Below are 14,062 nucleotides of genomic sequence, written 5' to 3'. Positions count from 1 at the left end.
TGTCTAACACATTTCCCGACTAACGACGGTACTCCTCCGGCTTAAGTACCACCTTCGCCCGCGAACGCAGGCTGGTTAACAGACTGTCAAGGACCTGCCGCCGCCGCTGTTCCTTGAGCCCTTCGGAAATATACATCTGAATCATCTCGTTCAGGGCAGGGTTTTCGTTCAATGTCTTTTTCTCCACCACCTTGACAATCTGATAACCCATCTGGGTCGTCAGGACGGGCGAAATTTCCCCCGGCTTCAGACTGAAAATCATTTCCTCATCGGCCAGACTCCAGCCCAGCGATAACGCTACACCTCTGGTCGGATACCCCGGCACATTGATAACCGAGGTGTCCATCGATCTTTCCCGTGCCAGCCGTAAGAAATCAGCGCCTGCTTTCAACTCCGCAAGGGTCTGCTCTGCGTAGCTCGAATCCGGCAGTACCATCAGCTGCATCTTCAACCCGGTTCCGAATTCACTCTTGTGCTGTTGAAAGTATTCCAGTACTTCGCCGGGAGCCGGCTCGGCACTCTCGGCAATCTGCCCTGCCAGTTCTGATGCCAGATACATCCTCTCCATCCAGGCAAGTCCGGAGAGCACCTTCTCATCCTTCAGCATCCCGCGCCGCACCGCCTCCTGCGCTAAAAGTGACACGGTGACCATCCGATCGAGAATTTTCGGCAGGTTCTGCTGATTTACCTCGGCGCGCAACTGTTCCGCCGCGTAGTCGACCTGAGGCACAGTCAGCCGATCGTTGTTAACCGTTCCCACAACCTTGCCCTTGGGCTGTTCCAGCCCTGCCGGTGCCTGATTGCACCCCAGCGTAAAGATAAAAACTCCTGCCAGCAGGTATTTACCCGAGATCTTCATTATTTTTTCTCCTTTTCTGATTTCAGGCGGTGAATCACCGCCTTTATTTTCTTTTCGTCGAGCTTTATCCGGCTCCGGGAACGCAACTCCTGCCGATACTCCTGCCACCGGCGTTCCTGCCGCTCCAGAAAGAGATTATTCCGAATCAGTGGCGCCACCGCATCCAGCTCTCCCGGATACCGGTCCCGGTGGGCTTCATAAAACTGCCGCACCTCTTCATCACTGACGGTAATTCTGCTGGTAATCACCCGGCTGTAAAGTGATTCGTATAGCAGCTTCCGGCGCAGCCGGTTCAACTGGTCCGCTACTCGGGGCGCACGATCCAGACCGCGATTTAATCCATCCTCGAACATCAGATCATCCTCAATTGCCCTTTTAATCGCATAGGTCCGCACCGCAGTATCCAGACCGGGAGGGAACTGCCGGGCAATATGAAGCAATCTTCCCACCTTCACATACTTGCTCGAATCCCGCACCGCCACCCAGATCTCCTGCTCGGCTTCGGTAATCGAATCAACCGGCTTGTGAAAAATCCGCAGTCCTGCCGGATTATATATCAGCCGCTGTCGCAATCGCTGAACATACTCGTTTGCCGCCTGCCGGCGCCGGGATATCTTTATCTGCTCTGCCAGCTGCTGCTTCGATTCATTAAAAGGAGGCGGAGGCGGCGCAACCGGCCGGCGGTCCAAAAGCTGAACAATCTGATAACTCGAATCAAAAAATACCGGTCTGGTCCACTCCCCGGTCTTTAACCCCAGGACTGCACTGCGCAACGGCTCCTCAATGAAATACTCCTGGATATATCCCAGATCGCCGCCGCGTCCCCGACTCGGGTGAATTGAGTATTTGACCGCCAGCGACTCAAAACTGGCGCCGGCAGTCAACTCCTGATAAATCTTCTCGGCGGTATCCGGACTCCGGACCGCAATTACCCGGCAGCGCACCTCATATCTCAGCAGATCATAAACCCGCCGGAGTTCCTGTTCAGTAACCGGTCTGGTCTTCTCCTCAATATCCGCAAACAGCTCATAAATCACCAGCCCCTTCTTCTCCAGTTCCAGCGGGAAGGCAACTATCGAATCTAGCCCCAACCGCTCCGCCTCCTGAACCATCAACTCGTTATCTATCAACCCCTCCAGCGCCTGATAGACCGCAGCTGATTCGTTTCCGGGCTCATACGATTTGGGAATTACCGCCATCAGCTGCTCAACGCTGATCGGTACATCATTAACTGATGCAACTGCCGGATTCTTACCGCCCCGGCAGACACAAAACTGCATCACGAATGCCAGTATCATTGCACTCCGTATTCCCATGATCATCACTGATCTAAATCTTTTCATCCTCCCAAACCCTTAACCCTGCCTTCCCAAGTCGGCCTCGGAACAAACCCGGATAAGGATACATTCCTCACTCTTGAATAACATTATTCTTTCCGGTTGCAAAGTCAATCCCGCACCCGCGTTCGCTCAGTTCAGCACAACAACTTTCAACCGCTCCACCTGCTTACAAAAAACCGTTCGGACATAGTAAACACCGTTCGGAACCGCCAGCCATACCGTTCGCATCCGCTCATTCTGTTCCCGGCTGAAGGTGCCAATGCGCCTCCCCCCACAGTCAAATAGCTCAATAATATCTGGTGCCCCTCCGTAACATTCCAGCCGTATCCCTTTTCGGCTCGGATTGTTAATTATCCTGACCATCCCCTGATTAATCTTTACTTCTCCCGCCAACTCTTCAACCCCAACCTGACTCACATAGCAGCTGTCAAGAATCCAGTTATCTGGGTCCGGTGTAATCCCGACCGGCTCCCGTAACATCCTGAATCGCGCGGTGTAAACCGAATCCTGAACATCCGCCTGCACCCTGATACTTTCCCCGAGGCAATTAACCTGCAGGGGAAACGGAATTACAAACACCTGCCGGGAATTAGTATCATTCTGTTGAACAACTCTCACTGCCACATCCCATGAATCCCCGGACCGCTCCTTGCTCCAGAAGAGTCGAAACTTCGGATACCCCCGATCATAAACCCACTCATCAAAAAACTGCCTCAGGTCCCTGCCGGTCTCCCGTTCTACTATCCGCCGGAAAATTTCAGTCGTCGCTGTCCCGTAACGGAATGAATCGGCGTAGGACCGCAATGCCCGGAAGAAAACCCCCGGCTGTTCCCATGCGGTGTCTCCGCAGACAAACTGTAACATCCTCAATACCCAGGAGCCCTTGCAGTAAATTATTCCGTAATTGTAAATCTCACTCCAGGGCGGATTATAGATCGGGAAATCCCGGCTTCGATGCTGAGTAAAATACTGCCGCGCCTTGCCGGCAATGTAATTCTGGAAATAGCTTCTGCCATTCAGGTGTCCCATGTAAAGGCATTCCGCCCAGGAAGCAAACCCCTCATTCAGCCACACATCCGCATATTCCTGATGGGTCACCATATCACCCCACCACATATGGGACAGCTCATGACAGATGATCGCCTCGCCCCCGCCGCCGATGTAACTCGGATGGAGCATCACCTGCGTCTGATGCTCCATTCCGCCCCAAGGAAACCCGTAATAACCCGGGACGAGCCCGAAACGCTCAAACGGATATGCCCCAAACCGGTCTGGTGCGGAGAAGTAACGCATCATATCGGGCACGAACCGGTAGCCGGTCCGGGTCGCAGCCGAATCCCTGGGCCACATGAAATAAACCAGCGGCACGGTATCGCCATTCAGGGTAGTAACAACCGTATCCCACCGGGCAAACCTTGATGCTGAAAATGTCATCAGATAGGTTGCAATCGGATAGGGATGGCGCCACCACCAGACCCTTTTACCGCCCGGCACGACCGTTACCGAATCCAGCATTCCGTTCGCACACCCCTGAAATGTATCCGGAAGGATAAGGTTAATCGCACAGCCCTGCTCCGCCTTATCCGCCGGCCAGTCCCAGCAGGCAAACCAGTAATGATTATCCCGCGGACAGCCGCAGGTCATCGCATGGGCATGGAGCACGGTTGGCGGCTGGGCAAAGAAAAATCCGATCTGGGGAGCGGTTGGCTCCCGGTGAAAGAATATGTCAACCACTGTTGACTCTCCCCGGGGGAGCGGCTGGGAAAGCCAGATGCGCAACACACCGGGTGCGGTATCAAACTGCACCGCCAACCCCTGATGTTTTACTGAATCACATACCAGCCCGGCAAAATCCAGCGTAAAACTGTCCAGCAGGCTGACATTACTCTTTATTTCCACCTGCTCGTGACAGCGGTAACCCGCATCGCTCATCGTCAGCTCAATATCCAGCCGGTAATGTCGCACATCAAATGAGTGGGAGCCAAGAGGTGTCGGGATGAGTGCCTGCCGGGGAACCGGGTGCAAAAACACAGGCTCAGACTGTGCTGGAACAAGTAAAGTCATCAGTAACAGCCACATTTTTTATCTCCTGTTTTTCAAACTATACTCAAATTAGAGCCGGATTGCAAATGCACCTGTTTGAAAGCACATCCTTGCCCCCTCTCAATGACTGGTTAAAATATTAGGATGAACATGAAAATGGTGGTTGCAGTTGCTTTGTATACCCTGTTACAGTCGTCAGTTTTGGCCCGTTTTCTGAAATCTCCTTACATCCAGAGTCTTACCGATTCTTCCGTCGTCATCTGCTGGGAACAGCTGGCGCCAACACCGGGACGCATTGACTACGGACTTACCCCTCAACTTGAGTTTACCAAATATGACACAAGCACTGTTGGTCTGCACCTGGTTCATCTTTCTCAACTTCTCTCGGACACAGTTTACTATTACCGGATAGTCACTCCGACTGACACATCGCCGGTCTGCAGATTCCGCACCCTGTCGATCAGCCGGCATGCGCTCCGCCTCTTGGTCTATGGCGACTCGCGCACCGACAGCACCGCGCACCAGGCAGTAGTGAACCGCATGCTCACCCTTAATCCGTTGCCCGCGATCCTTGTGAACACCGGTGATCTGACCGAAAACGGTTCTGACTCCTGCTATCAGATTTTCTTCAATATTACTGCGGGCCTCCTTTGCCAGACCTGCCTCTTTCCGGTCTTGGGAAATCATGACATCCGTAACATCGACAACTACTTCCGTTTCTTCGTTCTGCCCGGTAACGAACGCTACTACTCCTTCCGTTATGGTATCTGCATCTTCATCATGCTTGACAACTATTCGGAAATCCAGCCCGGGAGTGCTCAATATGAATGGCTGATACAGACTCTTCAGAGTGCTCAGCATGACACCACTGTCCGGCATAAATTTGTCATTCTGCACGAACCTCCTTATACCACCAATCAGGCCCATCCCGGCAATGAAGAGGTTCAGCGTTACCTGTGCCCGCTGTTTGAGCAGTTTCAGGTAACCGCGATATTTTCCGGTCATATCCACGCCTACGAGCATTCACTGATAAATGGTATCCACTATTTTACCACCGGCGGTGGCGGCGCACCGCTCCACACCCGCTGGTATGAACCGGCACCCTGGACGGTCTACCGGGAGGCAGTGTATCAATTCATGCTTGTCGATGTCAATGGTGATACTGTAATTACTTATGGTATCAGAGCTGATGGCACCGAATTCGACACTACTCTTATTTTCCAGCCTCAGGGCGTTAACGGCGCTGATCGTGAAAATTACTTTCGACCGGAATTGCAGGTGTCCAGTCCCGGTACCGGCGTTATCAGAATGAACCTTTTATCAGTCACGCCGGCGGTAATTTCAATTTATGATCTCCTCGGCCGAAAAAGAGCGGAATTTAACCACCCCTCAACCCCTTCCGGGCTCAACACCATTACCTGGCATGCTCCCGGCCCGGGCTGTTATTTCCTGATATTGAAAACGCCCGCTCACACCCGATACCGGCGTCTGACGGTCTTCTGATCCGTTCCTGGTTACTTATCCAGCAACTGCTCGGCAATCTGCAGGGCATTGGTCGCTGCCCCCTTGCGCAGATTGTCCGTGCAGATCCAGAGACTTAGATCATATTCGGTTGCACCCTGCCGCACCCGGCTGACATACACATCATTTTTGTTTCTGCACTGCACCGGTGTCGCCAGCTCGCTGTCCGCCTTCAGCACGAGGCCAGGGGCTTTGTTCAGAACATCCCTTGCCTCTGCCGGATCAACCCGGCGCTCAAACCTGCAGGTTACCGCCAAAGAATGCCCGACCGCAACCGGTACCCGCACGCAGGTTGAATTGACTTTCAATTCCGGCAGACCCAGAATCTTTCTGCTCTCGAGCACGGTCTTCTTCTCCTCACTGCTCACTCCTTGCTCATCAATACTGCCGATTGCGGGAATAACATTGTCGGCAATCTGACAGACAAACGGACTCCCGCCAGTATCCGGGTTCTGCCTCAGGGCAACAAACTCGGTCTCATAGAAAAACTGCTCCAGTGCTGCCCGGCCTGCCCCGGAAACCGACTGGTATGTAGCAAGAAAAACCTCCTTCAATCCGAACTGCTGATGCAGAGGATACAACACCACCACCAGTGGAATCGTGGTGCAGTTCGGGTTCGCAATGATATTCTTATGTCCCTTTAACGCCTCCGGATTCACCTCCGGCACAACCAGCGGCACATCCGGCACAAGCCGGAACTCGCTTGATTTATCAATCACCGGACAGAATCTTGCTACTTCCGGCACGAACTCCCGGGCAAGTTCATTCTCCAGGCAGAAAAAGGCAATCTCAAGACCTTCAAACTCCTCAGCCGTGACCTCCCTGACCTCAATCTCCCGGTCGCGGAACCGGATTATGCTCCCGGCACTGCGCTTTGAGGCAAAAAGGCGCAGATCGGTAATTTCGTAATCGGAAGCCTCGAGCAGCCGGAGCAGGGTTTCGCCTACCAGACCGGTAGCACCCGCAATGCCGATCTTCTTCATTAATATTACAATAAATTCCCTGCCTCCTTTTGTCAATTCTGAACCCAGTCCCGCCATCCGAGTGTTTTGACTTCATCAGTGCCAGAATCTAAAATAACCGGTGCGCCCTGCAGTCCCACTGCGCCAGCTGGCGCTGGTATTCCTCAAAATCGGCGCGTTCGGTTTCGGCGGCGGTGCCGGGATGCTGGCGCTGATCCGCCAGGAGGTTGTAGAAAAACGGCGCTGGCTTGATGATACGGAGCTGGCAACTGCGGTAGCAATGGGGCAGATGCTGCCCGGTCCGTTTGTCTCCAATTATGCAGAATACATCGGCTATCGTCTTGCCGGCATTCCGGGCATGGTGGTCAGCACCGTCGGTCTGCTTCTCCCGGGGTTTGTGCTCATTCTGCTTCTGGGTATTGCCTATTACCGTTATGGCAGTCTGCCAATCGTTCAGAAGGCATTTACCGGGATTCAGCCGGTAGTTGCCGGGATCCTCGCCTGGGCAACATGGACAATCGGACGCACCAATATCCGCAGCTGGCGGTCAGCACTGCTTGCCCTGATCTCAGCGGTCGCCCTGCTCTTCGGCGGCGACATTCTCCTGGTGGTCCTCGGCTGCGGTCTTTTGGCTATTTTCATTTCGGGAAAGCCGGCTCATTCGTCCCGGACCCTGCTCCTACTGCCCCTGCCGTATCTGATCACCGGCAGTCAGACACGCCCGGCGCTGCCCCAACTTTTCCGTCAGGCAGGGGAACTGGCACTGGTATTCTTCAAGATGGGCACGGTCATCTTCGGCGGCGGCTTTGCTGCCATTCCCTTTCTCCAGCACGAGGTGGTAGAACTGCGCGGCTGGCTCACTGCCCGCGAGTTCATTGATGCGGTGGCAATGGGGCAGATGACACCGGGCCCGGTTGCACTCATGGCAACCTTCATCGGCTACCGCGTCCTTGGAATTCCGGGCGCCCTGATTGCAACGCTGGGCACATTTCTCCCTTCCGCCCTGATGCTCTTCGGTCTGATTAAAGGTTACGATAAAATCAGAAACAATTCGCTGATCCGCTCATTTCTTGCCGGGGTTCTGCCGGCAATTGTCGGCATGCTCTTTGCCTCAACCGTTTTTATCGCCCGCAGTTCCTTTACCGGATTAATCTCTGTGACAACCGCCCTGCTCACGCTTCTGCTCCTGCTCCGCTTCTCAGTTCTGCAGCCGGTCTGGCTGATTATCGGCGGGGCGCTGCTGGGCCTGATTTCCTCTTGATTTATCCCGGATAATAGTCTAAAATTCATCGATGACCGCATCCCTTTTGTTTGTCTTTTTTTTAACACTCGCCGGTAACACGAATCTGCGGCTGATCGAATCCGACGCCCGCCACCTTGTGCTTGAATTCAATCCCGAGTCGGTGTTCATCGCACCAGACCGCAATGCGGTAACCGTCCCCGGAACCGTTCCTGTCGTAAAACCCGGTGAACCTGATCTGCCCGGGTTGAGAATTCTGCTCGGCTGTCCTCAAACCGGGGCGATCCGGCTCAGCACCGAGATTGAAAACCTGCAGGAATTTTCCGATGTCACCGTTCCGCCCGCCCCCGCACTCAGTGAAAAGCAGACAGCGACCTCTGCGGTCTTCACTCAGGACCGGTTCTTTCCTGAAAACTGGGCAGAAATTGAGACGGTGGAAACCATTCGCAACATCCGCGTCGCCCGGCTCCGCCTCAACCCGCTCCGCTTCAACCCCATTCGGAAAAAACTCCGCACTGCCCGGCTGCGTGTAATCATCAACTTCACCGAACCGCCGAAGGATAATTATGCTCCGGATCCGCTCGATTCTCTTCTGAGCACCACTATGATTAACGGCTCTCAGGCGATAAACTGGAAACTCCCGCTTGCCCCTGACTCAATAAACTTCTTTACCCGTTTCAGTCAGTGGTACCAGGTCCGGACCGAAACCACCGGCATCTACCGCCTGACCTACACCCAGCTCAGAAATGCCGGCATCGAGCCCGCAACCATTGACCCCCGCACCATTCACCTCTTCACCCTCGGACCCCATCCGCTTAACGGACCATATCCGGACACCATGATTGAACTCCCGATACTGGTGCCGGGTGAAACCGATGGCAGATTTGACCCGCAGGACCATATCATCTTCTATGCCCAGTCGCCGTCATGGTGGAACGACTCGCTGACCCGCTGGAGGGAAAATTACTATACCCGCTACCAGACCTTCTGGCTCACCTGGGGTGGTGATAACGGCAGAAGAATGGAGGCAATTGCGGTCGGAGCGGAAGCACCGGTGAATCGTGCCCGCACCCGGGTCCGGCTGGAACAGGACCTGCTCTGTCCGGCACGGGGCGGTCTGCTCTGGCTCTGGGAGCGCTATACAACCGCCGGCGAACCCTATCACTGTCAGCTCATCCTTCCCGGGCGCGACACCATTAAAAGTCTTGCCGTCCGCTTTTATGGCAAGAGTGAACAGCCGACCGCATATCGGGCGCTCATCCGTCTTAACGGGGAACTGCTGGATACCGTGGCGATCATTGCCCAGAGCCGCGGCTGTCCGCCCAATACCTTTGTGTTTGAAAGTCTGCCCGGTCCTGCCGCCGCCTCCAGCCGGACCATTGACACCCTGACGGTGGAACTGCTCAGTGCGGGCGATGTCTATCTTGACTACATTGAAGTCGATTACCTCACCCGGCTGGAACTCAGCGCCCAGAATCCGGAACTCACATTTTACACCACCGCCCCGGTCCAGCTCAGTGTCGCCGGCGTCGATCCGGCAACCATGATCCTTGACATCACTGACCCCTGGCAACCCCGGTGCTTCACCGGCATCACCGGTAACACCGCTTCCCTGCTCCTCACCGCTTCCATCAACCGCATCTTTGCCGCCCGCGCCACTGCCTTCCGCGCACCTCAACTCCAGCGGCGCAACCCTGGCAACCTCCGTCTTCCGGAAGAAACCGCTGACTACTACATCATTGCTCCGGACCAGTTTCTGGCTCCTGCCCGGCTCCTGGCGGATTACCGCAGCGGGAAAATACCCGGCATTGCCAACGGCCGGGCACGGGCGGTTGCCCTCAGCCAGATTTACGATGACTACGCCTTCGGTATGGAGGAGCCGGGGGCAATCAAGGCATTCCTGCGGGCAAAGCGCCCCGCCTACGGACTGCTCCTCGGCGATGCCACCTATGACTACAAAGACAATCTCAAACTCAACCCGCCGCCCGGTGTGCCCGCCTATGAGATCGGCTTTGACCTTGATTACGAAGTTTACAACGAATATGTCCGGGCGCTTGATGCCTGGTATGCCGACTTTGACGGCGAAGGGTCGGGCCCGGACATGATCCTCGCCCGTTTCACCGCCCGCACCCCGCAGCAGGTCCGCCAGTTTCTGGAAAAGCTCCGCCGGTATGAGACCCAGCAGCCTGATCTCTGGACCCGGCGCTTCCTCCTGCTGGCGGATGATGAATTTCTCGGTGATGTCAGCAAACCCGAATCATTCGCACATCTCTATAACTGTGAGAACATTGCCGCCCTCATCGGCGAACGGCTGGACATCGAAAAACTTTACCTCACGGAATACAAACTTGAAGGTCCCAATTCCAAACCCCGTGCCGGTACTGAACTCATCCGCCTGCTCAATCAGGGCACACTCCTCTGGTGCTATTTCGGTCATGGTGCCGGCTTCCAGCTGGCACACGAGCGGGTGTTTCATATTGACGATGTCCCCCGGGTCCGCAACGCCACCCGTCTGCCGGTCGCCTTCTTCGGCTCCTGCGGAGTCGGCAGATTTGAAGACACCCGCTACGAATCAATTGCGGAAGAGCTGGTGCGCAGTGGTGAAGGCTGTATCGCCACGATGGGTGCATCAAAGGCGACCTACTCCGGCGGTAATGAGGGCTTTGCCCGGATCTTTTTCTCCAAACTGCTGGAAAATCCGGCTCAGCCCATCGGCGCCGCCTTCTATCCTGCCTGGCTCACCTACAACCTCTATATCCTCTTCGGCGACCCGACCCTGCGCATCCACCTGCCCGCTGCCACCGGCACCATTGCGGTTAATCCGGAAACCCTGAACCCCGGTGCTGTGGTCAGCTGGTCCACAGCATCGGAAATGAGCGGATGGTTTGCTCTCCGCGCCACCGAAGCCTGGCGCCACCGTTTCTACCGTTCAACGGTTGGCAGCGCCAGCTATGATCTGCCCGCTGGGGAAGTCTTCCGGCTGACCGGAAGATTCCGGGATTCAATTACCGGCACATTTATCGTCCCCCGGCTTGATTTTCCGGACACGGTGGTTGTGGACAACGGCTGGTACGCCCGGCTGCGCAACACCTGCCGGCTCACCGGTCTGGTCTGGAACGACACAATCCTCAGGGCGCTGATCTCCGACTCCCTCTACCTGAGCCCGGACCCGGTCCAGATTGCCGATTCCCAGCCACCCGAGATTTTGCTCTCTGCCGACAATAACCTGCTCCGTCCTGGTGACACGACCCGGGTGCCGCGCCGCTTCCGCCTCAGCGGCAGACTCACCGACCCGGCAGGGCTCCTTTTAATTCCGAATCTGGAAAAAAGCCTCAGTCTGTTTATCAACGACCGCACCCGCCGGGTGGAACTTGCCGACCTGTTCCGCTACGACGATCAGCGGGGCAACTCCGGCACCTTCTCCCTGCCGGTTGAACTGGACCAGCCGCTGGACTCGCTTGTCCTGACCGCCACCGACAACTGCCTGAACACCCGCACCGCGGTCTATTTTCTGAAAACCGATCTTAGGGAAGAGCTCCGGCTCGACTCCTGTCTTGTCTACCCCAATCCGGTTGCGCGCCGGGCATACTTCACCTTCATCCTCTCCCGGCCTGCGACCGTAACAGTTAAAATTTACACCATCGCCGGCAGACTGGTGCGCATTCTCGGTCCGGTCGAATGCCCCTTCGGCTACAACCAGATTGAATGGGACGGGCTGGACCGCGATGGCAGTCCGCTTGCCAACGGCATCTATCTCTACAAGATTGACGCCCGGGCTGGTGACCTCTCCGGTGCCACGCTCCAGATCCGCTCCACCACCTATCGGGACAAATTCATCGTCCGCAACTAACCTTCCGCCGGATAATACCTTGCCGCTCTGCCCCTGCCCCTCAGCACCAGCCGTCCCTTCTTCACCAGTCCGGCAAGCACATAGCCCGCCTGATGGGGTGAAACCCGCAGCAAAGTCCGGACAATCTCATTGGTGACGAACCGCTCCTCAGCCCGGCCCGGCAGTTCCTGCAGATAGTTCAGAATTGCGGTCTCCGCATAAGCCAGCTCTGCCCGGTGAAACGGCAGATAACTCAGCGAACGGCGCAGCTGGGCATATACCATCTTGGACAGCCGGTAAACCCGGCCCTTCTTCTCCCCGAACTGCTCCAGCAGCCCGCGGTTGACCATTGAATTCAGCACCTCATACGCCTCCCGCTCGGACCGGCAGATAATCCGGCGCGCCTCCGAGGCATCCACCTCCCGGTTCCGCTTCAGCCAGTTCAGAATCAGCAGGTCCGGCAGTCTCAGCTCCCTGCCCTCCTGCTGACAGCGGACGACAAACCGGGCAAAGGTCTCATCCAGCCTGCCCTCAGCACGGTCAGAACGGATGGTCACCCGCACGAAGTCTGCGCCCGCCTCATAATTGGGCGGTTCCTTCCCGTAGGACAAAAGAACCTGAAACATCCGCTTTACCCCCATCCCCGCCCGTTCCACCAGCCCGATCCGCTGCAGAATCTGTGCCAAGAGCGGGTTGCGGCTGATCGGCTCATGGCCCACGATATTTTCTGAGGACACATCGGACACAAACCCGCCCGGCGATGAAATTTCCAGCCGGTCCGGATACAGCCGGACATAGACCGGACTCAGGATTGAATAATCACGATGGGTAAATGCGTTCAGCAGTGCCTCCCGGCAGACCTCAACCGGATAGTCGGGAATTTCAAAGTGGAACAGCCCGATCTTCAAGGTGTAAATTCGGTTGTGCGGCTCGATCGCCTGCCACAGCTCATCAATCAGCGCCAGCAGCGGCTTTCCGGACTCAACCCGGCGCTCGTATTCCACATCATTCTTCATCTGCAGGAAGATCACACCATGACCCGGCACCAGCCGGTGCAACTCCTCCTCCCGGCCGCAGAGCAGCAGTCCGGCAACGGTCAGTTTCCCCTCCGGACCAATCGCCCCGATACGGGTCAGCAGTTCCTCCGGGCTCTGGGCACACTCCTGAATCCGGGCGCTGACAATCCGGCGCAAGCGTTCAACCTCAATCGGGTCCACCGCCTCAATACCGGATTCCAGGACCCTGGCGGTAAAATCATCTGCCGTCACCATATCAACTCCAGAACCCCTTTGATTCCCGCACCAGCTTCAGCTTCAGCGCCTTCCACCAGCTCGTCCGCTCCTGATACCAGCGCACCGTCTGCATCAGCCCGGTCTCAAAATCAACCTTCGGCTCCCAGCCCAGCTGCCGGATCTTGTTTGTATCCAGCGCATACCGGAAGTCATGGCCGGGCCGGTCGGGCACAAACTCAATCTCCTCCTCACCCTTGCCCAGCAGTGCCGCAATCCGGCGCACCACATCAATGTTTCTCCGCTCCGCACCCGCCCCCACATTGTAAACCTCACCCGGCACTCCCCGCAGCAGCACCAGCTCAATCGCCCGCACCGTGTCCTCAACATAGATCCAGTCCCGCACATTCTCCCCCTGGCCGTAGACCGGCACCTTTTTGCCCTCAAGCAGATTGGTTATTGCCAGCGGAATCAGCTTCTCCGGATACTGATAGGGTCCGTAGTTGTTTGAGGGCCGGACGATGTTGACCGGCACACCCCAGGTGCGGAATGCTGCCAGCACCAGAAGATCCGCTGCTGCCTTGGAGGCGGAATAGGGGGAACGGGGCTGAAGCGGTGACTCCTCGGTCCAGCGTCCCTCAGCGCCCAGTGAACCGTAAACCTCATCCGTCGAAATCTGGATAAACCGGCTCAACCGCTTTTCCCGGCAGACATCCACAAGCACCTGTGTGCCAACGATATTGGTCCGGATAAAAACCGCCGGCTCAACAATTGAGCGGTCAACATGGGTTTCAGCGGCAAAATTAATGACCGCACTGCAGCCCCGGACTGCGGTATGCACCGTCTGCGGCTCCTCAATCCGGCCGTGAATGAACTTGTAACGCAGTTCACCCGCCACCTCCGCCAGATTTGCCGGATTACCTGCATAGGTCAGCGCATCCAGGTTCACCACCTCCCAGTCCGGATGGGCTTTGAGAACATAGCGGATAAAATTGGACCCGATAAATCCACACCCGCCGGTTACCAGAATCTTCATCCC

General features: G+C 56.2%; 9 protein-coding genes. 3 read left to right on the top strand and 6 right to left on the bottom strand.

Annotated features, from left to right (window positions below):
- Nucleotides 1–19 precede the first annotated feature (19 nt).
- The 3 genes from ABIK48_04950 to ABIK48_04940 all read right to left on the bottom strand — a co-directional run bounded on the left by ABIK48_04950 (nt 20) and on the right by ABIK48_04940 (nt 4,224).
- Entirely contained in the window at nt 20–859 is an 840-nt protein-coding gene (locus tag ABIK48_04950; GenBank protein MEO0021504.1) for a peptidyl-prolyl cis-trans isomerase, read from the bottom strand.
- A complete protein-coding gene (locus ABIK48_04945; GenBank protein MEO0021503.1) occupies nt 859–2,202 on the bottom strand; it encodes a peptidylprolyl isomerase in 1,344 nt (447 codons plus the stop codon). The genes ABIK48_04950 and ABIK48_04945 overlap by 1 nt, the downstream gene beginning before the upstream one ends.
- 126 nt (nt 2,203–2,328) lie before the next feature.
- On the bottom strand, nt 2,329–4,224 hold the full coding sequence (locus ABIK48_04940) for a M1 family metallopeptidase (protein MEO0021502.1): 1,896 nt from the start codon (nt 4,222–4,224) through the stop codon (nt 2,329–2,331).
- Nucleotides 4,225–4,386: 162 nt separating this feature from the next.
- On the opposite strand from ABIK48_04940, the gene ABIK48_04935 reads away from it, so the two are divergent.
- Nucleotides 4,387–5,745, top strand: a complete 1,359-nt coding sequence (locus ABIK48_04935) for a metallophosphoesterase (GenBank protein ID MEO0021501.1) — start codon at nt 4,387–4,389, stop codon at nt 5,743–5,745.
- An 11-nt stretch (nt 5,746–5,756) separates the two neighbouring features.
- Here the strand turns inward: ABIK48_04935 and ABIK48_04930 are convergent, their stop codons facing one another.
- Nucleotides 5,757–6,746: an aspartate-semialdehyde dehydrogenase gene (locus ABIK48_04930; protein MEO0021500.1), complete on the bottom strand. Its 990-nt coding sequence runs from the start codon at nt 6,744–6,746 to the stop codon at nt 5,757–5,759.
- A 100-nt stretch (nt 6,747–6,846) separates the two neighbouring features.
- Here ABIK48_04930 and chrA point away from each other — a divergent pair, with 100 nt between their 5' ends.
- Both chrA and ABIK48_04920 read left to right on the top strand, forming a co-directional pair.
- On the top strand, nt 6,847–7,986 hold the full coding sequence (chrA, locus tag ABIK48_04925) for a chromate efflux transporter (protein MEO0021499.1): 1,140 nt from the start codon (nt 6,847–6,849) through the stop codon (nt 7,984–7,986).
- Between the two features lie 31 nt (nt 7,987–8,017).
- Entirely contained in the window at nt 8,018–11,815 is a 3,798-nt protein-coding gene (locus tag ABIK48_04920) for a C25 family cysteine peptidase (protein MEO0021498.1), read from the top strand.
- Here ABIK48_04920 and ABIK48_04915 read toward each other — a convergent pair.
- Nucleotides 11,812–13,065, bottom strand: coding sequence for an ATP-binding protein (locus tag ABIK48_04915; protein ID MEO0021497.1), 1,254 nt, complete (start codon nt 13,063–13,065; stop codon nt 11,812–11,814). The genes ABIK48_04920 and ABIK48_04915 overlap by 4 nt on opposite strands.
- A 1-nt stretch (nt 13,066) precedes the next feature.
- Nucleotides 13,067–14,059, bottom strand: coding sequence for a dTDP-glucose 4,6-dehydratase (gene rfbB, locus ABIK48_04910; GenBank protein MEO0021496.1), 993 nt, complete (start codon nt 14,057–14,059; stop codon nt 13,067–13,069).
- Between the last annotated feature and the right edge of the window lie 3 nt (nt 14,060–14,062).

This window comes from candidate division WOR-3 bacterium (assembly GCA_039801085.1).
In the GTDB taxonomy this organism is placed as follows: domain Bacteria; phylum Hydrothermota; class Tepidihabitantia; order Tepidihabitantales; family Tepidihabitantaceae; genus JAOABP01.
Note: the sequence above shows the minus strand (reverse complement) of the source record. Positions and strands in the feature narration are given on the sequence as shown.